The sequence below is a fragment of the Methylophaga sp. genome (genome assembly GCF_965655755.1).
Classification (GTDB): Bacteria; Pseudomonadota; Gammaproteobacteria; order Nitrosococcales; family Methylophagaceae; genus Methylophaga.
This window is the reverse complement of sequence record NZ_CBFHHW010000005.1, coordinates 44,319-65,678: the sequence shown is the minus strand read 5'-3', so window position 1 is coordinate 65,678 and position 21,360 is coordinate 44,319. Positions and strand designations below refer to the sequence as shown.

Genomic DNA, 21,360 nt, shown 5'->3' with positions numbered 1-21,360 from the left:
CGTCCAAGCGATTTCAGAAATCGTGCAGTGACAGACTTATTTGAACCCGGATCAACAGTGAAACCGTTCACTGTTGCCAGTGGCATCAAGTCTGGTAAATATGACCTCAGTTCAATTATTAACACACATCCGGGTGTATTCCGTGTCAGCGGCCATTCCATCCGTGACTTTCGTGATTACGGTGAAATTGATTTAGCCACTCTGATTCAAAAATCGAGCAATATAGGCGCGAGTAAAATTGCATTGGACTTAGACCCTGATGAGTTATGGCATGACTTTTCACGTTTTGGTCTGGGCGATGCAACCGGTGCTTACTTTCCGGGTGAAGCAATGGGGACAATGCCTGATCTATCATCCTGGCGGAAGTTAGATATTGCCACCATGGGCTATGGCTATGGTCTTTCAACCTCGGCAATACAACTCGCGAGAGCCTATAGCGTTTTAGGAAGTGGCGGGATTATCAAGCCCATCACATTTGTCAAAACAGAAAAGGCGCCTAAAGGGCGTCGCGTGTTTTCAGCAGACATCATGAAACAAGTGCTGGCCATGATGGAAAAAGTGGTCGAACCGGGCGGTACCGCAACCCGCGCAGCAGTGGCTAATTATCGCGTTGCAGGTAAAACCGGTACAGCCAAAAAAGCGACCAGCGGTGGTTATGCTGATAAACGTTATCAATCCGTATTTGCAGGTCTTATCCCAGCCAGCGCACCGCGTCTGGCAATGGTAGTAATGGTGGATGAACCCCGTGGTGAGGAATACTACGGTGGGGCAGTTGCAGCACCCGTCTTTGCAGAGGTAATGACGGGTGCTATGCGATTGCTCAATATCGCACCGGACGCATTACCAACGACGCAGATGCAGGTGGCTCACAAATGATGACATCTATCGTGAAAAAGCAATCATTGACGTTGCTGCTAGAAGATGTTGTAGCAGATGATGTTGAACTTCAGGAGTACATGCTGACTGACATTAGCATGGACAGTCGTCGTATAACATCCGGCGCATTATTCCTGGCTTTGGCCCAGAACGTTGAACAACGACAGAAACATCTTCATCAGGCACTCGATAGAGGAGCTTTCGCTGTACTCATTGATGTAGATATTCCGCTTAGCGTAGATGAAATGGCCATGTTGAATGAGTCGGTGGTATCTGCGTACCCGGTCAAAAACCTGTCTCAGAAAGCCGGCTTTATCGCCTCACGTTTTTATAACGAACCGTCACAACGCATGACAGTCATTGCTGTGACAGGGACTAATGGCAAAACATCTGTGAGTCAGTTTGTCGCACAAGCGCTGGAATCAGTGGGTAAACCCTGTGGCGTTATCGGCACCATGGGAGCCGGTCGTCTCAGTGATCTGGAAATGACGGGTATGACGACGCCCGATCCTGTTTCTATGCAGCGTTTGCTGGCTGGGTTTGAATTAGAAGGTTGTAAATATGTCGCGTTGGAGGCGTCATCTCACGCGCTGGAACAAGGTCGCCTCAACAGTGTTGATATTAATGTTGCTGTCCTGACCAACCTCAGCCGTGACCATCTTGATTATCATAAAACCATGGCGAACTACGCTAAGGCAAAACAACGTTTGTTTGAAATGGACTCGGTCAGTCATGCGGTGATTAATGCGAATGATAATTTTGGCAAAAGCTTATTAGCTGAATTAAATAGTGATGTTGAGATACTGACATACAGTTCCGCAGAAGAAGCGGATATCAACGCCTCTAAAGTAAACTGTCATCGCGATGGTATGCAGTTTGAGTTGTCCACAAGGGCACAGAGTAAAACCATTGAGTCACCGGTCATGGGCCGTTTCAATGTCGACAACCTGCTGGCTACCTTTGGTGTTTTACTCAGTATTGGCTATCAACCTGAGGATGCAAGGCAAGCACTTTCTCACTGCCGTGCGGTATCAGGTCGTATGCAAGCACATGGTGTCGAGGGACAGCCAACGGTAGTGATTGACTATGCCCACACACCCGATGCGTTGAAGCAAGCGCTGAAAACCTTACAGAGCCACCTCAGCGATAATGGGAAACTGTGGTGCGTGTTCGGCTGTGGTGGTGACCGTGATAAAGGTAAGCGAGCCTTGATGGGGCAAATTGCTGAAACCGAGGCGGATGAAATCATCATCACAAATGATAACCCTCGAACAGAAGATCATCAGATTATCGTTGATGACATTCTTGCCGGTTGTTTGCAGCCACAGAATATTCGGGTGGAACTGGATCGTAAGGCAGCGATTAATTATGCCATCTCACACGCAGCCCCCAGAGATATTGTGCTGGTAGCCGGTAAAGGCCATGAAGCGTATCAGGAAATTGAACATATCAAATATCCCTTCAGTGACTCAACAGTTGTGAGTTATGCGCTGGGTGAAGCCCAAAACAGCATCTATAACGTTGCGGGTGGTCAATAATGGGCTTGAATCTGTCACTCAATCAATTAGCTGAGATTGTTGGTGCTGATCCTGCCTATGCAGATATCACAGTAACAGGCAGTGCAATTGATACACGACAAGTCAAACCGGGGGATGTATTTATCGCTCTCAAAGGCGAACGTGTTGATGGGCATGAATTTATTGCACAGGCACGTGAAGCCGGCGCCAGCGCTGCGTTGGTAACTGAAATACAAGATGATGCATTACCGCAGATAAAAGTGGCGAATGCCAGAAAAGCCTTCGCTGACATTGCGCATGCCTGGCAGCAACAGTGCGATGCGAAGGTGATTGCTATTACAGGCAGTAATGGCAAAACCAGTGTTAAAGAGATGATTAGTGCCATTCTCAGACAAGTGGGAACAGTTACAGCAACGCAGGGCAACCTTAATAATGAGCTTGGTGTGCCTTTAACCTTGTCACGTCTGAGCGAAACGGATCAGTTTGCTGTGATTGAAATGGGAACCAATCATCATGGTGAAATTGCTGAATTAGTCAAAATTGCGACGCCGGATGTGGCTGTTATTAACAATATTGGAGAAGCGCACCTGGAAGGGTTTGGTTCTGTTGACGGCATAGCGAAAGAAAAAGGTGAAATCTACGCGGGTCTAGCTAATGAGGGGATAGCCGTGGTGAATGCGGATATGCCTTACCAGCGATTATGGCAGCCATTAATCGCGAACAGAAAAACAGTGAGCTTTTCCTTGGAATCTGAGGCGGATATCAAAGCAGATTATATACAACTGGATCCTGCCTCGAGTCATTTTCTGGTCAATATTGATGATGTGAGTCATCACTTTAATTTACCTCTACCCGGTATGCATAACGTTAACAATGCCTTGGCAGCGCTCGCTCTTGCTGTGGCGTTGAAAGTGCCAGTTGATGCCATGGTCAAGGGACTGAGCACGATGCAGTCAGTACCGCATCGATTACAGGTCAGACATGCCGTCAGTGGTTCACGACTCATTGATGATACGTATAACGCCAATCCCGGTTCCTACCTTCAGGCTTTGAATACTTTGTCTGCTTTTCAGGGCGAGCATTGGTTGGTGTTGGGTGACTTTGGTGAGCTGGGCATCGACAACGACAAGATTCATCAACAAATGGGACAACAGGCGCGTGAGTCAGGGGTGACGCGTTTGATGACTGTTGGTGTGAGTAGCAAGATAGCAGCACAGAGTTTTGGCGATGGTGCTGTGCATTACGAGGATATCGGAGTATTGCAGCAAGAATTATTAAATGAGTTGAACGAAGGTGTGACCTGTTTAATCAAAGGGTCCCGCTTCATGCAACTGGATAAGCTGGCAGATCAGCTGGCACAAGAAGGGGAAGGCTGATGTTGCTGCTTCTGAGTGAGTATTTAAGCCAGTTTTATAGTGGCTTCAGTGTATTCCAGTACCTGACGCTGAGAGCCATTCTTGGTGTGATGACCGCATTAGGCATTGCCTTGATTATTGGACCCACAATGATTCGTCATTTGAGTTTCAAGCAAATCGGTCAGGTAGTCAGACAGGATGGCCCAGAATCCCATTTCAGCAAGAGTGGAACTCCCACCATGGGTGGCTCGTTAATACTGGTGGCCATTGCCGTGAGTACCTTGCTTTGGGCTGATTTAGCCAATCGTTATGTATGGGTAGTATTAACCGTAACGCTAGCATTTGGTGTGATTGGCTTTATTGATGACTACATCAAGTTGGTTCGGCAGGACCCGCGCGGTCTGTTGAGTCGCTATAAATATTTTTGGCAATCAGTGTTCGGGGCTGGTGCTGCTATATTTTTGTATTTCACAGCCTCAGTACCGGCTGAGACACAGTTAATAGTGCCATTCTTTAAAGAGATAGTGATTTCTTTGGGTGGTTGGTACATGTTGTTGACGTATTTGGTGGTTGTGGGTAGCAGCAATGCCGTTAACCTTACAGATGGTCTCGATGGTCTGGCCATTATGCCAACCGTTATGGTCGCCGCAGCACTGGGTTTGTTCAGCTATGTTGGTGGACATTCTGAATTTGCTGATTATTTACAGATTCCATTCATTCCGAATGCAGGTGAGTTGACCGTATTTTGTTCAGCTATCGTCGGTGCTGGTCTGGGGTTTCTATGGTTTAACACTTATCCGGCACAAGTGTTTATGGGTGATGTGGGTGCGTTGGCACTGGGAGCAGCGCTCGGCATTGTCGCTGTGTTAGCTAGACAGGAATTGGTTTTATTGATTATGGGTGGGGTCTTCGTCATCGAAACCTTGTCAGTAATGATCCAGGTTGCTTCATACAAGTTACGAGGTAAACGTGTGTTTCTAATGGCTCCGATTCATCATCATTATGAACTGAAAGGTTGGCCTGAACCGCGCATTATTGTCCGCTTTTGGATTATTACGGTATTCCTGGTTCTGGTTGGTTTGGCAACGTTGAAAATACGATGACACAAAGCATGAATAGACTCACACACAAAAACTGCCTGATCGTTGGACTCGGTCAGACAGGAATGTCGTGCGTACGATTTCTAGCCGATCGTGCTATGAGTGTCGCGATGATGGATACACGTGATAAACCGGCTGGGCTAGCCAAAATACAGCAGGATTATCCACAAGTATTGATTAAAACAGGTGGGTTGGATAAAGAATGGTTGTTACAGGCGGATATGATCGTATTAAGTCCGGGTGTAGATCCCAGACTGCCTGAAATCAGAGCGGCCAAAGAGGCTGGGATTGAGATTGTGGGTGATATCGAGTTGTTCGCTCGCTATGCGGATGCACCTATTGTCGCCATCACAGGTTCTAATGGTAAAAGTACAGTAACCACTCTGCTGGCATTAATGGCACAGCTTGCCGGTCAGGATGTCAGAGCTGGCGGTAATTTAGGCACCCCAGCACTCGATCTCATCGAAGAATCAGCGCCAGATTTTTACATATTGGAATTATCCAGCTTTCAACTGGAAACAGTCCGGTCTTTAAATGCCTTTGCTGCGGTCGTACTTAATTTAAGTCCGGATCATATGGATCGCTACGATTCCGTCACTGAATACAAGCAAGCCAAACAAAAAGTATTCAACGGCGATGGTGTCATGGTCCTTAATCGGGATGATCCTTTTGTTAATGCGATGGCTGAGAGTGGACGAAACCAACTCGGCTTTAGTTTGTACAAGCTAGAGGGCATGGACTTTGGCTTGTTACAAAAAGACGGAAATACCTGGCTGGCGGAGGGGGAATATCCTTTGCTACCGGTTGAACGGATGAAAATAGTTGGAACGCACAATATTGCCAATGCACTTGCAGCCCTGGCATTAGGTTCAGCTATGGCATTGCCAATGACAGCCATGTTGTCTGCGTTACAGGAATATAAAGGATTACCACATCGTTGTCGTTTGGTCAGAGTCTTCGATCATGTGCGTTGGTTTAATGATTCCAAAGCTACTAATGTTGGCGCTTGTATTGCAGCTATAGAAGGGCTGGCAGAAAGTGGTCCGATTATTCTGATCGCGGGTGGTGTAGGGAAAGGCCAGGACTTTTCTGAACTGAGCAGTACGATGAAAAAGGCTGTTCGTGCCGTGGTGTTATTTGGGGAAGATGCTGACAAAATAGCGCAAGCGGTACCAACTGAAGTTGAACAGGTAAACGCATCAGACATGCAGGATGCAGTTGAAAAAGCGCAGTCACTGGCACAGCCTGGTGACAATGTTCTGTTATCACCAGCATGTGCGAGCTTTGATATGTTCAGCGGCTACGCGGAACGTGGTAATAAATTTGAGCAGGCAGTCAAGGGGTTGGCAGCATGAGCGAATCCAGTTTGCAATTTGATCGTAGCCTGCTTTTTGCTGCCGGTGCATTATTGTTCATTGGTCTGATCATGGTGTGCTCGGCATCTATCACGATTGCTGATAGTAAAACCGGTCAGCCGTTATTTTACTTTATACGTCAGTTGGTATTTGCTGTAGCCGGCTTGGGGTTAGCCTGGGCAGTGGTGTCCATCAGATTAGCTGTCTGGCAACGTATGGCCCCTCAATTGTTAATGGCTGGGGTTGTGTTGCTGATTTTAGTGTTGATTCCAGGTATCGGACGGGAAGTAAATGGTAGTAAGCGCTGGTTACCTTTGGGGCCAGTAAATCTGCAGGTTGCAGAGGTCATTAAACTGTTTGCGATCTTCTATATCGCCGATTATTTACAACGTCACCATGGCCAATTACATAGTTCTTTTCTGAAAGTGCTTGCTCCATTGATGTTATTGGGGGTAGCTGCACTACTCTTGTTATTACAACCTGATATGGGGTCGATAGTGGTTATTATGGCCACCGTTCTTGCCATGATGTTTTTAGGTGGTGCCAGACTGGATGTCTTCGCAGCCCTGATTGCCGTGATGGGAGGCTTATTTACGTTACTGATATGGGTCGCACCTTACCGTCTGGAACGTTTACAAAGTTTCATGGATCCATGGGCTGACCCGTTTGGTAGTGGTTTCCAATTAACGCAGGCACTGATCGCTTTTGGTCGTGGTGACTGGTTAGGTGTTGGTTTGGGAAGCAGCATGCAGAAGCTATTTTATTTGCCAGAGGCCCATACCGATTTTCTGTATTCAATTTTGGCGGAAGAATTAGGCCTTATTGGTGCGGTTGCCGTGATTGCATTATTTTTTATCTTTGTCTGGCGGGCACTGGCGATAGGACGGGCAGCAGAACTTTCCGGACAAGTTTTTGGAGCCCAAGTTGCCTACGGCATAGGTATCTGGCTCGGTTTGCAAGCCTGCGTCAACATTGGCGTCAATATGGGCGCGCTGCCAACAAAAGGTCTGACGCTACCGCTGATGAGTTATGGCGGCAGTAGTCTGGTGATTGTATGTGTGGCCGTTGCCTTATTGTTACGTGTCGATATGGAAACACGGATGCCAGAAAAAGCCTCTGCGAGGATAAGACGATGACTCGCATAATGATTATGGCAGGGGGAACAGGCGGACATGTATTCCCGGCATTGGCTGTGGCGGAAGAGCTCGCCCAGCGTGGTGTAGATATTTCGTGGATGGGCACCGCCAAGGGAATTGAAGCTAAATTAGTACCTGAAGCTGGATATTTGCTCTCAGAAATTAAAGTGCAGGGTTTACGCGGTAAAGGCTTTCTAGGTTGGTTCTTGGCACCATTCAGAATTATGGCTGCCATCTGGCAAGCACTTAATGTGTTACGTGAGACGAAACCCGATGTCGTGTTGGGACTGGGCGGATTTGCATCCGGCCCGGGTGGTTTTGCCGCATGGTTAATGGGCAAACCATTGGTGATTCACGAGCAAAATGCCATTCCTGGTTTGACCAACCGGTTGCTGGCGAAATTCGCCAATAAAGTCTTATCAGGTTTCCCTGATAGTTTTGATGAAAAAATCGAAATCGAATGGGTGGGTAATCCGGTACGTAAACAGATTGAAGATCTGCCGATGCCTCACCTTCGTCAAACAGAACCACAAGGTGCAATGAAATTACTGGTTCTTGGTGGCAGTCTGGGCGCGCGGTCATTAAACACATACATTCCAGAGGCGATTGCGATGATGCCTTTAGCCGGTCGACCAGAAGTCAGACACCAATGTGGTACTCGACATCTTGAAGATTGCCGTAATGGCTACAAAGCAGCGGGTGTAGAAGCTGAAGTCACCGATTTTATAGCTGATATGGCGGATGCCTATGCATGGGCGGATCTGGTTATTTGCCGGGCAGGAGCCTTAACCGTGGCTGAACTGGCCGCAGCAGGTCTCGCATCAATACTGGTCCCATACCCGTTTGCCGTTGATGACCATCAACGATTTAATGCAGCTTTGTTAGTAAATGCCGGTGCGGCAGAACTGATTATTGATAAGGAGCTAAGCAGCGAATTACTTGCCAGCAAAATGACACAGTTTGAACAAGACAGAGAAGGTTTGCTCAATATGGCGAACGCGGCAAAACAAGTCGCAAAAATAGGCGCTGCAACGCAAATAGCAGATATTTGCATGGAGCTTAGTCATGGATAGATTAATCTCTGCAATGCAAAGCCGAGTCAAACATATCCATTTCATTGGCATTGGTGGTGTCGGTATGGGCGGCATTGCTGAAGTCTTATTAAATCTGGGCTATCAAGTTTCTGGTAGTGATTTGGCTGAAAATAGTCTGATCACGCATCTGCGTCAGTTGGGCGCTACCATCATGATTGGGCATGACCCTCTGTATTTAGACGGAGCTGATGTGGTTGTAGTGACCACCGCTGTGAAAGAAGACAATATCGAGTTGGTTGAGGCTCGTGAACAACGCATTCCGGTGGTACCTAGAGCAGAAATGCTGGCTGAATTAATGCGGTTCAGTTACGGCATTGCTGTTGCTGGTACTCATGGTAAAACGACAACCACCAGTCTGATTGCTGCACTTTTAAGTGGTGGCGGATTGGATCCTACCTTTGTTATTGGTGGCCGATTGAACAGTGCAGGCAGTAATGCGCGGCTTGGAAGCGGGCGTTATCTTGTCGCTGAAGCTGATGAAAGTGATGCGTCATTTCTGTATCTACAACCTATGATCGCTGTAGTGACGAATATTGATCAGGACCATATGGAGACTTACGAAGGTGACTTTGGCAAGCTCAAAGCGACCTTTATCGAGTTTTTACATCACTTACCTTTTTATGGGCTCGCGGTGATGTGTCTTGATGATCCGGTCATCAAAGAATTGCTATCAGATGTCACCCGTCCGTTCATTACTTATGGTCAGGATGAAGAGGCCGATTATCAATTGATTGATTTAACCCAGCATCAGGGGCAAAGCTTTTTTACTGTGCTTGAAAAACACTCTGGTGAACGCTTTCCGGTCACGTTGAATATGCCGGGTTTACACAATGCCCTGAATGCAACAGCCGCGATGGCAGTGGCCCGTAATCTTGAAGTTAAGATCGCGGCTTGCCAGCAGGCGTTGTTGGAATTTGATGGTATCGGTCGGCGCTTCAACATACTAGGCCAGGTCAAAGCAGATGGCGGCTCAGCTACGTTGATTGATGATTACGGTCATCATCCAACTGAAATAGCTGCAACACTGGCGGCAACACGTGGTGGCTGGCCTGATAACCGTCTGGTCGTTGTATTCCAGCCGCATCGTTATACCCGTACACGGGATTTGTTTGAAGATTTCGCCCATGTGTTATCCGCGGTGGATGTGCTGGTGATGCTGGAAGTTTACCCGGCAGGTGAGAGCAAAATTGCTGGTGCTGATGCACGTAGTCTTTGCCGTGCCATTCGTCTGAGGGCGCAAGTTGAACCGGTATTTGCAGAAGATAAAGATGAATTATTTGAGCTGTTACCCGGCTTATTGAAAGACGGCGATGTCGTACTGACATTAGGAGCTGGTGATATCGGTCGTATGGCACAGATGCTGCCGGAAAAATTAGGCGGAGGTGCTGAATGATGGCTTTACATCAGAACCTCAAAGGCGAACTGAAATTAAATGAGCCATTAGCTAAATATACATCCTGGCGTGTTGGAGGAAATGCACAGCGTTTCTATCGGCCGACGGATATTGATGATTTGGCGACATTCCTCAAACAGCTACCCGAATCAGAGCCAATTCTCTGGTTAGGGCTCGGTAGTAATTTACTGGTCAGAGATGGTGGGTTTAAAGGCACTGTCATTGTGACAGCGGGCGCCTTACAGAAAATCAATGTGGAAGCTGACATCGTACAGGCTGAAGTTGGCGTCTATTGCAGCAAACTGGCTAAACAAGCGGCTAAAGCGGGTTTACAAGGCGGAGCATTTCTCGCAGGAATTCCGGGGACGCTGGGAGGCGCATTAGCCATGAATGCCGGTGCTCATGGTGCTGAAACCTGGGACTTTGTTAGCGAAGTAACCACCATCGATATGCAGGGCAATTTACATCAGCGTGACGTTAGCGAGTTTGAGGTCAGTTACCGTCACGTTGTTAAACCAGCCGATGAATATTTTGTCGCAGCCAAAATGCGGTTTACAGAAGGTAACGCTGAAGCCGAGTCAGAACGCATCCGTGAGTTATTGAAAAAACGTAATGCCAGCCAGCCAACCAATCAGCCTTGTGCTGGATCTGTTTTCCGTAATCCGGAAGGAGATTTTGCAGGTCGCCTGATTGAAGTCAGTGGTCTGAAAGGCTTCAGTGTCGGCGGTGCCAAGGTATCAACCAAACATGCCAACTTTATTGTGAATGATGGCAACGCTTCAGCAGCTGATATCGAAAACCTGATTTCACTGCTGCAAGAGAAAATTGAAACCTTGCATGGGATTAGATTGACACCGGAAGTACATATTATCGGGGAGGCTGTTTAATGACACATCGTATTGATTCAGCATCCGAGTTTGGACGTGTTGCCGTGTTGATGGGCGGACGCAGTGCCGAACGTGAAATCTCGCTCATCAGTGGTAAAGCGGTGCTGGCAGGTTTACAGCGGAAAGGGATTGATGCGTATAGCGTTGATGTCAGTTTCGATGTATGTCACAAGCTTGCCAGTGGTCAGTTTGATCGTGCTTTTGTGGTATTGCATGGCCGAGGTGGTGAGGATGGTGAAATTCAGGGCTTTCTGCAAGCGATCAACATGCCCTATACCGGCAGCGGTGTTACAGCGTCAGTACTGTCGATGAATAAACGCATCAGCAAGCAGAACTGGCAACAGCAAGGCTTACCCACAGCCAAGTATGGAAAAGTCGATGCAAACACTGATACCAAGCAGCTGATTGATGAGCTGGGCCTGCCACTCATTCTCAAGCCTGTCAATGAGGGCTCGAGTATCGGCATGAGCAAGGTCAATGATGCAGAAAGTCTGGCTGGAGCAATTGAGTTGGCACTGAAATATGACTCAGATGTGATTGCAGAACAATGGATACAGGGTGAGGAATATACCGTTGCGGTACTTGATGGTGAGCCATTACCAGCTATTCGATTAAAAACACCTCGTGAGTTTTACGACTATGAAGCGAAGTATCAATCCAACTCAACCGAATACCTGTGCCCATGTGGTTTGGATGAGGCTAGCGAACAACAAATGCAACAGTTGGCCCTACAGGCATTTGACAGCTTAGGTATGACGGGCTGGGGTCGCATTGATTTTATGCGTGACGACGTGGGGGAATTTTATTTATTGGAAGCCAATAGCGTGCCGGGGATGACCGATCACAGTCTGGTTCCGATGGCTGCCAGAGAAGCCGGTTTGGATTTTGATGCATTGGTGTGGCGAATTCTGGAAACAAGCTTCAGGGAGGAAGGCTGATGGCGGGACGTAAAGCAGGAGCAACTCTGCAAACACCAAAAAACGATGCGCCAAAAAATTGGAAACAATCAATCAAACATGCGTTGACCTTATTGTTTGTCATTGTTGTGCTGGGAACCGGTATTTATTTGCATCAAGCCGATACCCTGCCAGTAAAACATGTGACGGTAGCAGGTGAAATCCGACACACAGATAAAGATGGTCTGGTGGCGGCTGTTTCACCGTTTGTTCGGGGGAGTTTTATTGATGTTGATGTGGCGAGTATTCGTCAGGCTGGTGAAGATCTGCCTTGGGTGAAACAGATTCAGGTCAGACGTGTCTGGCCGGACACGCTGCACTTAGTTGTTGAAGAGCACAAAGCCGTCGCCCGCTGGAACCAGGGTGGACTGGTCAACACATCAGGTGCGGTGTTTTTTCCTGAACATGACACACTGCCGAGCGGTTTGGTGCAATTGAATGGGCCTGAAGGTACCAGTGAATTGATGGCGAGAAGATTAATTGAAATTCAGCAGCAGGTTGATGAGCTAGGGCTCAAAGTGACGGCCGTCAGTATGGATAAACGCCGTGCCTGGCAAGTGGATTTCAAAAAAGGTTTACATCTGAAGCTCGGACGAGCTGATGGTGATTTACGGTTAAACCGGTTTGTCACTGTCTATGGCAGCAGTCTGAATACATTCAGAGAACAGATTGAAGAAGTTGATATGCGTTATACCAACGGGCTGGCAGTGGTTTGGAAAGACGGCCAGCAACCTGATTTTAATGGGACAGTGTAATGTCAAAACGAAGTGAGAGAGAATTAATTGTTGGACTGGATATCGGTACATCCAAAGTGGTGGCGATTGTGGCTGCTCCGATCCCGAATGTCGGGCCCAATGATAATGCGCTGGAAATTATTGGCATCGGTTCACACCCCGCAAGAGGTATGAAGAAAGGTGTGGTGGTCAATATTGAATCCACCGTTCAATCGATTCAACGTGCAATAGAAGAAGCTGAGTTGATGGCCGGTTGCCAGATCCATTCAGTGTATGCCGGTATTGCAGGAAGTCACATTCGTAGCCTCAATTCTCATGGCACGGTAGCCATTCGTGATAAAGAAGTCACCCAGGGCGATTTGGATCGAGTGCTGGATGCAGCGCGGGCAGTACATTTTCCGGGTGACCAGCAGTTGCTTCATGTGTTACCGCAAGAATTCATTATCGATAATCAGGAAGGCATACGTGAGCCTATCGGCATGTCGGGTGTGCGTCTGGAAGCGAAAGTGCACCTGATTACAGGAGCGGTAAGTGCAGCACAAAACATTACTAAATGTATTGAACGCTGCGGCTTAGTCGTAGACGGCATCATTCTTGAGCAAATGGCCTCAAGTTATTCGGTGTTGGATCAGGATGAAAAAGAACTGGGAGTCTGCATTATCGATATTGGAGGTGGCACAACCGATATTGCGGTGTTTGTAGACGGTGCGATTCGACATACGGCGGTAATTCCGATCGCGGGTGACCAGGTTACCAATGATATTGCGGTAGCACTGAGAACACCGACGCAATATGCCGAAGAAATCAAAATCAAATATGCCTGTGCGTTGACACAACTGGCTCGCGAAGATGAAACCATCGAAGTGCCCAGTGTCGGAGACAGGCCACCACGACAACTTGCCAGACAGACCTTGGCGGAAGTTGTAGAGCCACGTTATGAAGAGCTACTGATGCTGGTTCAGGCTGAACTGCGTCGTAGCGGATTTGAGGAAATGCTGGCTGCTGGCATTGTGCTGACAGGCGGTAGTTCCAAAATGGAAGGCGTCATTGACCTTGCAGAAGAAGTCTTCCATTTGCCTGTGCGTTTAGGTATGCCACAACACGTCGGGGGACTGGTTGATGTGGTACGTAATCCTATTCACGCCACAGGTGTGGGGTTGCTGTTATTCGGCAACGAGGAACATGCTCCAGGGCATGGTGAACTGAAAGTAAGTGAAGGGTTTAAAGGCATGTTGGCAAGAATGAAAAGCTGGTTCCAGGGGAATTTTTAAGTTGAGTAATCTGGCCTGCTTGTTTTGAACAATTAATTGGGGGAGAAAACCATGACATTTGAATTAATAGATACATACACAGAAAACGCGGTTATTAAAGTGATCGGTGTCGGCGGTGGCGGCGGAAATGCTTTAGAGCATATGGTCGTTAACCAGATTGAAGGCGTTGATTTTATCAGTGCCAATACAGATGCTCAGGCATTGCGTAAAAGTTCGGCAACCACACAGTTACAGCTGGGTACTGACATTACAAAAGGTCTGGGCGCCGGTGCGAATCCGGATGTTGGTCGTCAGGCAGCTTTGGAAGACCGTGAACGCATTATGGAAGTCATCAGCGGTGCTGATATGGTATTCATCACAGCCGGGATGGGTGGCGGCACCGGTACCGGCGCAGCACCTGTTGTCGCTCAGGTTGCCAAAGAAATGGGTATTCTGACGGTGGCTGTGGTGACACGTCCGTTCCCGTTTGAAGGTGGAAAACGCCTGAAAGTGGCACAAAATGGTATCGAGGAACTGGGCCAGCATGTCGACTCACTCATCACTATTCCTAATGAGAAATTACTCAAGGTGCTGGGTAAAGACATGACCTTGCTGAATGCTTTTAAGGCAGCTAATGATGTGTTGTTGGGTGCGGTGCAAGGTATTGCCGAGTTAATTACCCGTGAAGGTATGATTAACGTTGACTTTGCAGACGTACGTACTGTGATGTCTGAAATGGGTATGGCAATGATGGGAACCGGTCATGCATCGGGTGAACATCGTGCACGTGAAGCAGCTAAACTGGCGGTATCAAGTCCCTTATTAGAAGATGTTGATTTGGCTGGCGCACGTGGCGTACTGGTCAATATCACGGCTGGTCTGGACATGAGCATTGGTGAGTTCGAAGAAGTGGGTAACACCATTAAAGAATTTGCTTCTGATGACGCAACAGTCGTTGTTGGTACTGTGATTGATCCGGATATGACTGACGAGCTGCGTGTGACTGTTGTTGCAACCGGTCTTGGCGGTGAGCGTGTGGCATTAGCAAAAGCACCGGAAACAGAGTCACCACAGATTGAAATCGTCAAAAAATCGGTGGAGATTGATTACGACGAACCAACGGTTATCCGTAAAGAGAAAGACAGCCAGCAAAAACAAGTTGCCAATGGCGATGTCAATATGGATTATCTGGACATTCCAGCATTTCTTCGTCGTCAGGCAGACTAGTTGTAAAGTTGTGTAAAATTGGCTGGAGATAAACTGCTTGTGATATTATTATTCGATCTGTAATTGTATAAGGGGGTATTACACCGTGATAAAGCAACGAACATTGAAAAATGTGATTCGTGCGACCGGTGTCGGTTTGCATAGTGGTGAGATGGTATATCTGACCCTGCGGCCTGCTGCCCCTAATACGGGTATTATTTTCCGCAGAGTGGATCTGGAGCCGGTTGTTGAGATTCAGGCGAAAGCAGAAAATGTCGGTGAAACGGCACTTTCTACCACACTGGTCGAACATGGTCAGCGTGTCTCAACGGTGGAACATCTGTTATCAGCATTTGCTGGTCTCGGTATTGATAATGCCTACATTGATTTGAATGCGGCTGAAGTGCCAATCATGGACGGTAGTGCCGGACCATTTGTGTTCCTGGTGCAGTCGGCCGGTATCGAAGAGCAGAATGTCGCCAAACAATTTATCCGTATCAAAAAGCCTGTCATGCTCGAAGATGGTGATAAGTGGGCGAAATTTGAGCCATTTGATGGTTTTAAGGTCTCTTTCACTATTGACTTCGAGCACCCTGCCTTCACAGGACGACCTCAACAAGTTGATGTTGATTTCTCCTCCACGTCGTTTGTACGTGAAGTCAGTCGTGCTCGTACCTTTGGTTTTATGAAAGATATTGAAAAGCTGCGCGAGAACAACCTTGCTTTAGGTGGCAGCATGGATAATGCCATCGTGGTCGATGACTATCGCGTTTTGAACGAAGATGGTTTACGTTATGAAGACGAATTTGTCCGTCACAAGGTATTGGATGCGATTGGTGACTTGTATCTGCTGGGCCACAGTTTGATCGGGGCTTTCAGTGGACACAAATCCGGCCATGAAGTGAATAACAAACTATTGCGTAAATTACTGGTACAGGAAGATGCCTGGGAACTGGTCAGTTTCGAAGACGACAAAGATGCCCCCATTCTTTTCAGTCGTCCTGCAGCATCGCTGACCAGCTGATCCGTCTAGTCTGATTGGCGACTTGCCAGTTTTTTCAGGGCGGTTTTTAATGGACCGTCTTCAATTTCTTCAGCGGTGCTGTTTAGCAGTGCCGCTGTTTTTGTAGACACATGAATAGAAGCATGTGTGGTTGGTTCTGATAATGTTTGTAAGGGACGAACCTTGACTTCCAGTTTGCTGACGGGCTCAGGTAAATGAGCAGAAAGCGTCTTGCAAACAAGAGGAGCCTGAAAACGTAACAAGCTGGCATAGCTCGCTTTGTCTGTGTGGATAATGACTGTATCCGCTGTGACGTTGGCAAGCTGACAATGACTGCTGAACTGTAAAGGCAAGGTGTTTTGCAGCACAATGTTGAGCTTGTTAAGCTGTTGAGCACGCGTAGCCAGCCATTTCATACGGCTGTCTTGCTTGTAAATGCCGCCAACGTGTTCAGGTTTGTTAGACATTTGATATACGACCAAAGTAAGGATAAAAATGCAGGTTATCATTATATCCTCAAATAATAAGACACATAAGCATTGGCATCTTACAAAAGCCAAGTTGCTTGTTTTGATAGCGTTACTGATTTCGCTGGTCAGTATAAGCTCATACAGTTTTGCTAACTGGGTAAAAAGCACCGCATCAAACACCACATCAATCCCTCCAGTCAGTTCCAACCAAACAGAGCCTCAACAAACAGAATCAAATCCTTCGCAGCAGGAGGCGGCGGGTAATTTTTATGCTAAACAGCTGGGTGGTCTGCAAGCTGAAACGATCCGACTGAGAATGCTAAGCCAGCGCCTTGCTGAGATTGCCGGATTTAATACTGCTGAATTCTCCCTGGATGAGCACCCAGCACAGGGCGGTCTGGATGATGAAGGTATGATTCTCAGTAGCGACGCATTGGACAGAGGCATTGAACAATTGTCGCTGGATTTGGAAAGTCAGGGCGATACACTCGCTGCGTTAGAAGAATATTTGATAACGAAAGACTCCATTGCATCGGGTATCCCTGATGGTAAACCGGTTGAAGGTGGCTGGGTATCGTCTTTCTATGGTTACCGTGTGGATCCATTTAATGGTAAAAAAACCTTCCATGAAGGGCTGGATATCGCAGCGAAATCCGGCACGCCGGTTAACAGCGTGGCGGATGGTATTGTCAGCTGGGTCGGAAGTCGGGGTGGTTATGGTGGTCTGGTAGAAGTTGATCACGGTAATGGCTATGTTACGCGTTATGCACACAACAAGACTATCAAGGTCAAAAAGGGTGAGCGAGTCAGTAAAGGTGAAGTACTGGCATTAATAGGCTCTACAGGTCGTTCGACCGGCCCTCACCTCCATTTTGAGGTGTTACGTGACGGTCAACATATCAACCCCTACAACTTCTTAAAATAACGCGGCCCTTGTTTTCATAGGTGAGCGTCTCCACTTGATTTCTAGGTGATCTTCAAACCGTAATCGGGTCCGCGGTATAATCCCGCAATTTATTAAACAGTGTCCGGTGTTCGCGCCGAAACCAACAACTAAGGCAAAATGATGGTTAGCAAGTTTTTCAGCAAGATATTTGGCAGTCGCAATGAGCGGGTTTTGAAGAAAATGCGCAAGTTTGTCGACGATATTGCCGCTATGGAATCCGATATCGAGCAACTTGATGACCCGGCATTAAAAGCAAAAACGGATGAATTTCGTCAGCGTCTTGAAGATGGTCAAACTATTGAGGATATCCTACCGGAAGCTTTTGCCGTAGTACGTGAGGTAAGTAAACGTGTGCTGGGGATGCGTCACTTTGACGTTCAGATGATCGGCGGCATGGTGCTGAATGACGGCAAAATTGCCGAAATGAAAACCGGTGAAGGTAAAACGCTGGTCGCGACACTGGCTGTGTACCTCAATGCTCTACCGGGTGATGGCGTGCATGTCATCACCGTGAATGATTATCTTGCTAAGCGTGACGCAGCTTGGATGAGCAAACTGTATGGCTTTTTAGGACTAACCACAGGCGTCATCGTGGGTGGCATGAATAACGATGAAAGACGCCAAGCCTACAACAGCGACATTACTTATGGCACCAATAACGAATTCGGTTTCGATTACTTGCGAGACAATATGGCTTTCCGTCTGGACGAAAAAGTCCAGCGTGAACTGAATTTTGCTGTTATCGATGAGGTGGATTCGATCCTTATTGACGAAGCCAGAACGCCTCTAATCATTTCCGGTCCTGCAGAAGACAGCTCAGAGCTATACCAGCGGATTAATACGTTAATTCCAAGCTTAGAAAAACAGGAAGGCGGGGAAGGTGAAGATGATGAAATAACCAAGCCCGGCGACTATACCGTGGACGAAAAGAATAAGCAGGTCCATTTCACCGAACGCGGTCATGAAAATATTGAATCAATGCTGACACAGGCTGGCATGCTTGATGAAAACGCAAGCCTGTATGATGCCGCTAATATTGGTCTGATGCATCACGTGACTGCAGCATTAAGAGCGCATGTGTTGTTTCAGCGTGATGTTGACTACATGGTGCAGGATAACCAGATTGTTATCGTTGATGAGTTCACTGGCCGCAGTATGCCCGGTCGTCGCTGGTCAGAGGGCCTGCATCAGGCGGTGGAGGCAAAAGAAGGCGTCAAAATTCAGAATGAAAACCAGACGCTGGCATCAATTACGTTTCAGAATTATTTCCGACTCTATAACAAATTGTCTGGCATGACCGGTACAGCAGATACCGAAGCATTCGAGCTGAACTCTATTTATGGTCTTGAAGTAGTCGTCATTCCTACTCACAAAGACATGCAGCGTAAAGACGAAGCCGATCGTATCTATCTCACCGGAAAAGAAAAATATGATGCGATTCTGGAAGATATCCAAGGTTGTATTGAGCGAAAACAACCTGTCCTGGTGGGTACGGCATCCATTGAAAGTTCAGAGTATCTGAATAATCTGCTGAATAATGCCAAAATCCCGCATCAAGTTTTGAATGCCAAATTCCATGAGAAAGAAGCACAGATTATTGCCAATGCCGGTCGTCCTGGTACGGTCACCATAGCGACCAATATGGCCGGTCGTGGTACCGATATCGTGTTGGGTGGCAGTCTCGAGGCCGAGCTGGATGAACTGGGCGAAGATATCGCTGAAGAAACCAAAGAAAAAGTACGTGCTGACTGGATGAACCGCCATGAGGCCGTGTTAGCAGCAGGTGGTCTGCATATCATCGGTACAGAACGTCACGAATCGCGTCGTATCGATAATCAGCTGCGTGGACGCTCAGGTCGTCAGGGTGATCCTGGTTCAACCCGTTTTTACTTATCGCTTGAAGATAATCTGATGCGTATTTTTGCTTCAGAGAGAATGGCTGGTTTGATGCAAAAACTGGGCATGGAAGAAGGTGAAGCAATTGAGCATCCGTGGGTGTCACGTGCGATTGAAAATGCACAACGTAAAGTTGAAGGACATAACTTCGATATTCGTAAGCAACTACTGGAATTTGATGACGTTGCCAATGATCAGCGTAAAGTGGTTTATGAGCAGCGAAATGAGTTAATGGCAGCTGATGATGTATCGGAAACAATCACTTCCATGCGCCATACCGTGCTCAACGACACCATCAGTATTTATATTCCTCCGAACAGTATCGATGAGCAATGGGATGTCGCGGGACTGGAGCAGGCATTGAAGGATGAATATGCCCTCGAACTGGAAATAGGCAACTGGCTGGAAAATGATGACAGCCTGCATGAGGAGAATTTGCGTCAGCGTATTGTTGAAGAAGCGGAAGCAGCTTACAAAAAGAAAGAAGAAACGGTTGGTGAAGAGCTGATGCGTCACTTCGAAAAAGCGATCATGCTGCAAACACTGGACACACAGTGGAAAGAACATCTCGCTCAGATGGATTATCTCCGAACCGGTATTAATTTGCGTGGTTATGCCCAGAAAGATCCGAAGCAGGAATACAAGCGTGAGTCATTCAGCTTATTTACCACCATGCTGGACAATATCAAGCATGAAGTTATTCGCTTGATTTCGATGGTTCAAGTGCGGGCGCAGGAAGATGTAGATGCAGTGGATGAGCAACGCCGCCAAACATCCGATGTTGAATACCAGCATGAAGACGCACGGCAAATGGGTGAACAGGAAAGTGTTGAGCAAGAGGCACCGGAAGCCTCTCAGCCATACACACGTGATGGCAGTAAGGTAGGGCGAAATGATCCCTGTCCTTGTGGTAGTGGCAAGAAATTCAAGCAATGTCATGGAGCTATTAGTTAATGGCGGTAAACCTTACTGCTCCAAGAGCAGATGATTTATTGCCTGTACGAGGTATTCGTTTATCCACGGTCAGTGCCGGTATCAAGAAGGCTGATCAAAAAGATGTCGTATTGATTGAAATGACTGAGGGTACGCATACCACTGCGATGTATACGCAAAATGCGTTTTGTGCCGCGCCCGTCATATTGGCAAAAGCCCATCAGAAACAACAAGCCCCGCGCTACTTATTGATTAATTCCGGCAATGCGAATGCCGGCACCGGTGAGGCTGGGATGCAGGCGGCTACTGATTGTTGTAAGGCTGTCGCTGAATTGAGCAAGGTTAAGACAGAAGCCATTTTACCGTTTTCGACGGGAGTTATTGGTCAGGCTTTACCGGTTGAAAAAATTACAGCAGCTTTACCTGAAGCGATGGATACTTTATCAGACACTGGTTGGTTTGCTGCGGCGCATGGGATCATGACCACTGACACCATCGCAAAAGCGCGATCTGTGCAATTGACGTTAAGTGGCAAAACCGTGACGATTACCGGTATGTCAAAAGGCTCAGGTATGATTCGTCCTGATATGGCGACGATGCTGGCTTATGTGGCCACCGATGCGGCTGTCAGTGATGCTGTTCTGCAAACAATCCTGCATAAAGCAATGAATCATTCTTTTAACCGAATTACGGTTGACGGTGATACCTCCACCAATGATGCCTGTGTGCTGATGGCAACGGGACAGGCTGGTAATGCTGAGATTAATAGTATTACCAGTAATGAGGGTGAGCAATTGCTGGCAGCGGTTACCGACCTCTGCCGTTATCTGGCACAAGCCGTTGTGCGGGATGGTGAGGGAGCAACCAAGTTCATTTCCATCGCCGTCCAGCAGGGTAAAAGTCAGGAAGAGTGCCGCCAGGTTGCCTATACCATAGCGCACTCTCCATTAGTTAAGACTGCTCTGTTTGCTTCGGATGCCAATTGGGGCCGTATTCTGGCGGCTGTCGGGCGAAGTGGTCTGGTTAATTTCGATTTGACGAAAGTCAGTATTCATCTGGGAGACGTATGCATTGTTGAGCAGGGCCAGCCTGCATCAGCATATACTGAAGAGCAGGGAAAGAAAGTCATGGATGAAACTGAAATTACGATTACCGTGCAGTTAGGACGTGGACAAGCAGAAGATTTAGTCTGGACCTGTGATTTTTCCTATGATTACGTCAAAATTAACGCGGAATATCGCACCTGATAAACG

At 47.5% G+C, this 21,360-nt stretch carries 18 protein-coding genes; 17 read left to right on the top strand and 1 reads right to left on the bottom strand.

The features are described 5' to 3' along the window. The 14 genes from ACTF5U_RS03150 to lpxC form a co-directional block, all read left to right on the top strand. Positions 1–876, top strand: an 876-nt coding sequence (locus ACTF5U_RS03150; protein WP_438970185.1) for a peptidoglycan D,D-transpeptidase FtsI family protein, incomplete at its 5' end; no start/stop codon positions are given. Beyond that, a complete protein-coding gene (locus ACTF5U_RS03145; protein WP_438970184.1) occupies positions 873–2,414 on the top strand; it encodes a UDP-N-acetylmuramoyl-L-alanyl-D-glutamate--2,6-diaminopimelate ligase in 1,542 nt (513 codons plus the stop codon). The genes ACTF5U_RS03150 and ACTF5U_RS03145, both read left to right, overlap by 4 nt. Next, entirely contained in the window at positions 2,414–3,769 is a 1,356-nt protein-coding gene (locus ACTF5U_RS03140) for a UDP-N-acetylmuramoyl-tripeptide--D-alanyl-D-alanine ligase (protein WP_438970183.1), read from the top strand. Before ACTF5U_RS03145 ends, ACTF5U_RS03140 begins: the two co-directional genes overlap by 1 nt. After that, the gene (gene mraY / locus ACTF5U_RS03135) at positions 3,769–4,851 is read left to right on the top strand and encodes a phospho-N-acetylmuramoyl-pentapeptide-transferase (protein ID WP_438970182.1); all 1,083 of its coding nucleotides are present in this window, start codon (positions 3,769–3,771) and stop codon (positions 4,849–4,851) included. Before ACTF5U_RS03140 ends, mraY begins: the two co-directional genes overlap by 1 nt. An 8-nt stretch (positions 4,852–4,859) precedes the next feature. Then, positions 4,860–6,203, top strand: coding sequence for a UDP-N-acetylmuramoyl-L-alanine--D-glutamate ligase (gene murD / locus ACTF5U_RS03130; protein ID WP_438970181.1), 1,344 nt, complete (start codon positions 4,860–4,862; stop codon positions 6,201–6,203). Beyond that, positions 6,200–7,339 (top strand): putative lipid II flippase FtsW, encoded by a 1,140-nt coding sequence (gene ftsW / locus ACTF5U_RS03125; protein ID WP_438970180.1) that lies wholly within the window; start codon positions 6,200–6,202, stop codon positions 7,337–7,339. Before murD ends, ftsW begins: the two co-directional genes overlap by 4 nt. Next, positions 7,336–8,412, top strand: a complete 1,077-nt coding sequence (murG, locus tag ACTF5U_RS03120) for an undecaprenyldiphospho-muramoylpentapeptide beta-N-acetylglucosaminyltransferase (RefSeq protein ID WP_438970179.1) — start codon at positions 7,336–7,338, stop codon at positions 8,410–8,412. Before ftsW ends, murG begins: the two co-directional genes overlap by 4 nt. Continuing rightward, entirely contained in the window at positions 8,405–9,826 is a 1,422-nt protein-coding gene (gene murC / locus ACTF5U_RS03115; protein ID WP_438970178.1) for a UDP-N-acetylmuramate--L-alanine ligase, read from the top strand. Before murG ends, murC begins: the two co-directional genes overlap by 8 nt. Continuing rightward, on the top strand, positions 9,823–10,713 hold the full coding sequence (gene murB / locus ACTF5U_RS03110) for a UDP-N-acetylmuramate dehydrogenase (RefSeq protein ID WP_438970177.1): 891 nt from the start codon (positions 9,823–9,825) through the stop codon (positions 10,711–10,713). The genes murC and murB overlap by 4 nt, the downstream gene beginning before the upstream one ends. Continuing rightward, on the top strand, positions 10,713–11,651 hold the full coding sequence (locus ACTF5U_RS03105; protein ID WP_438970176.1) for a D-alanine--D-alanine ligase: 939 nt from the start codon (positions 10,713–10,715) through the stop codon (positions 11,649–11,651). The genes murB and ACTF5U_RS03105 overlap by 1 nt, the downstream gene beginning before the upstream one ends. Beyond that, positions 11,651–12,424, top strand: a complete 774-nt coding sequence (locus ACTF5U_RS03100; protein WP_438970175.1) for a cell division protein FtsQ/DivIB — start codon at positions 11,651–11,653, stop codon at positions 12,422–12,424. Before ACTF5U_RS03105 ends, ACTF5U_RS03100 begins: the two co-directional genes overlap by 1 nt. Then, on the top strand, positions 12,424–13,674 hold the full coding sequence (gene ftsA / locus ACTF5U_RS03095; protein WP_438970174.1) for a cell division protein FtsA: 1,251 nt from the start codon (positions 12,424–12,426) through the stop codon (positions 13,672–13,674). Before ACTF5U_RS03100 ends, ftsA begins: the two co-directional genes overlap by 1 nt. A gap of 51 nt (positions 13,675–13,725) precedes the next feature. Continuing rightward, positions 13,726–14,880, top strand: a complete 1,155-nt coding sequence (gene ftsZ, locus ACTF5U_RS03090; RefSeq protein ID WP_438970173.1) for a cell division protein FtsZ — start codon at positions 13,726–13,728, stop codon at positions 14,878–14,880. A gap of 85 nt (positions 14,881–14,965) precedes the next feature. Continuing rightward, a complete protein-coding gene (lpxC, locus tag ACTF5U_RS03085) occupies positions 14,966–15,883 on the top strand; it encodes a UDP-3-O-acyl-N-acetylglucosamine deacetylase (RefSeq protein ID WP_438970172.1) in 918 nt (305 codons plus the stop codon). Between the two features lie 5 nt (positions 15,884–15,888). Here lpxC and ACTF5U_RS03080 read toward each other — a convergent pair whose 3' ends face one another. Next, positions 15,889–16,329, bottom strand: coding sequence for a DUF721 domain-containing protein (locus tag ACTF5U_RS03080; protein ID WP_438970171.1), 441 nt, complete (start codon positions 16,327–16,329; stop codon positions 15,889–15,891). A gap of 28 nt (positions 16,330–16,357) precedes the next feature. Here ACTF5U_RS03080 and ACTF5U_RS03075 point away from each other — a divergent pair, with 28 nt between their 5' ends. From ACTF5U_RS03075 to argJ, 3 genes are all read left to right on the top strand, one after another. Then, entirely contained in the window at positions 16,358–17,257 is a 900-nt protein-coding gene (locus ACTF5U_RS03075) for a M23 family metallopeptidase (RefSeq protein ID WP_438970170.1), read from the top strand. 141 nt (positions 17,258–17,398) lie between these two features. Next, positions 17,399–20,128 (top strand): preprotein translocase subunit SecA, encoded by a 2,730-nt coding sequence (secA, locus tag ACTF5U_RS03070; protein WP_438970236.1) that lies wholly within the window; start codon positions 17,399–17,401, stop codon positions 20,126–20,128. Next, the gene (argJ, locus tag ACTF5U_RS03065; protein WP_438970169.1) at positions 20,128–21,354 is read left to right on the top strand and encodes a bifunctional glutamate N-acetyltransferase/amino-acid acetyltransferase ArgJ; all 1,227 of its coding nucleotides are present in this window, start codon (positions 20,128–20,130) and stop codon (positions 21,352–21,354) included. Before secA ends, argJ begins: the two co-directional genes overlap by 1 nt. Positions 21,355–21,360 lie beyond the last annotated feature (6 nt).

What these genes read in the sequence shown, in the direction of transcription:
- ACTF5U_RS03145 (WP_438970184.1), top strand. Translation starts at nt 873, where the DNA reads ATGATGACATCTATCGTGAAAAAGCAATCATTGACGTTGCTGCTAGAA.
- ACTF5U_RS03140 (WP_438970183.1), top strand. Translation starts at nt 2,414, where the DNA reads ATGGGCTTGAATCTGTCACTCAATCAATTAGCTGAGATTGTTGGTGCT.
- mraY (WP_438970182.1), top strand. Translation starts at nt 3,769, where the DNA reads ATGTTGCTGCTTCTGAGTGAGTATTTAAGCCAGTTTTATAGTGGCTTC.
- murD (WP_438970181.1), top strand. Translation starts at nt 4,860, where the DNA reads ATGAATAGACTCACACACAAAAACTGCCTGATCGTTGGACTCGGTCAG.
- ftsW (WP_438970180.1), top strand. Translation starts at nt 6,200, where the DNA reads ATGAGCGAATCCAGTTTGCAATTTGATCGTAGCCTGCTTTTTGCTGCC.
- murG (WP_438970179.1), top strand. Translation starts at nt 7,336, where the DNA reads ATGACTCGCATAATGATTATGGCAGGGGGAACAGGCGGACATGTATTC.
- murC (WP_438970178.1), top strand. Translation starts at nt 8,405, where the DNA reads ATGGATAGATTAATCTCTGCAATGCAAAGCCGAGTCAAACATATCCAT.
- murB (WP_438970177.1), top strand. Translation starts at nt 9,823, where the DNA reads ATGATGGCTTTACATCAGAACCTCAAAGGCGAACTGAAATTAAATGAG.
- ACTF5U_RS03105 (WP_438970176.1), top strand. Translation starts at nt 10,713, where the DNA reads ATGACACATCGTATTGATTCAGCATCCGAGTTTGGACGTGTTGCCGTG.
- ACTF5U_RS03100 (WP_438970175.1), top strand. Translation starts at nt 11,651, where the DNA reads ATGGCGGGACGTAAAGCAGGAGCAACTCTGCAAACACCAAAAAACGAT.
- ftsA (WP_438970174.1), top strand. Translation starts at nt 12,424, where the DNA reads ATGTCAAAACGAAGTGAGAGAGAATTAATTGTTGGACTGGATATCGGT.
- ftsZ (WP_438970173.1), top strand. Translation starts at nt 13,726, where the DNA reads ATGACATTTGAATTAATAGATACATACACAGAAAACGCGGTTATTAAA.
- ACTF5U_RS03080 (WP_438970171.1), bottom strand. Translation starts at nt 16,329, where the DNA reads ATGTCTAACAAACCTGAACACGTTGGCGGCATTTACAAGCAAGACAGC.
- ACTF5U_RS03075 (WP_438970170.1), top strand. Translation starts at nt 16,358, where the DNA reads ATGCAGGTTATCATTATATCCTCAAATAATAAGACACATAAGCATTGG.
- secA (WP_438970236.1), top strand. Translation starts at nt 17,399, where the DNA reads ATGGTTAGCAAGTTTTTCAGCAAGATATTTGGCAGTCGCAATGAGCGG.
- argJ (WP_438970169.1), top strand. Translation starts at nt 20,128, where the DNA reads ATGGCGGTAAACCTTACTGCTCCAAGAGCAGATGATTTATTGCCTGTA.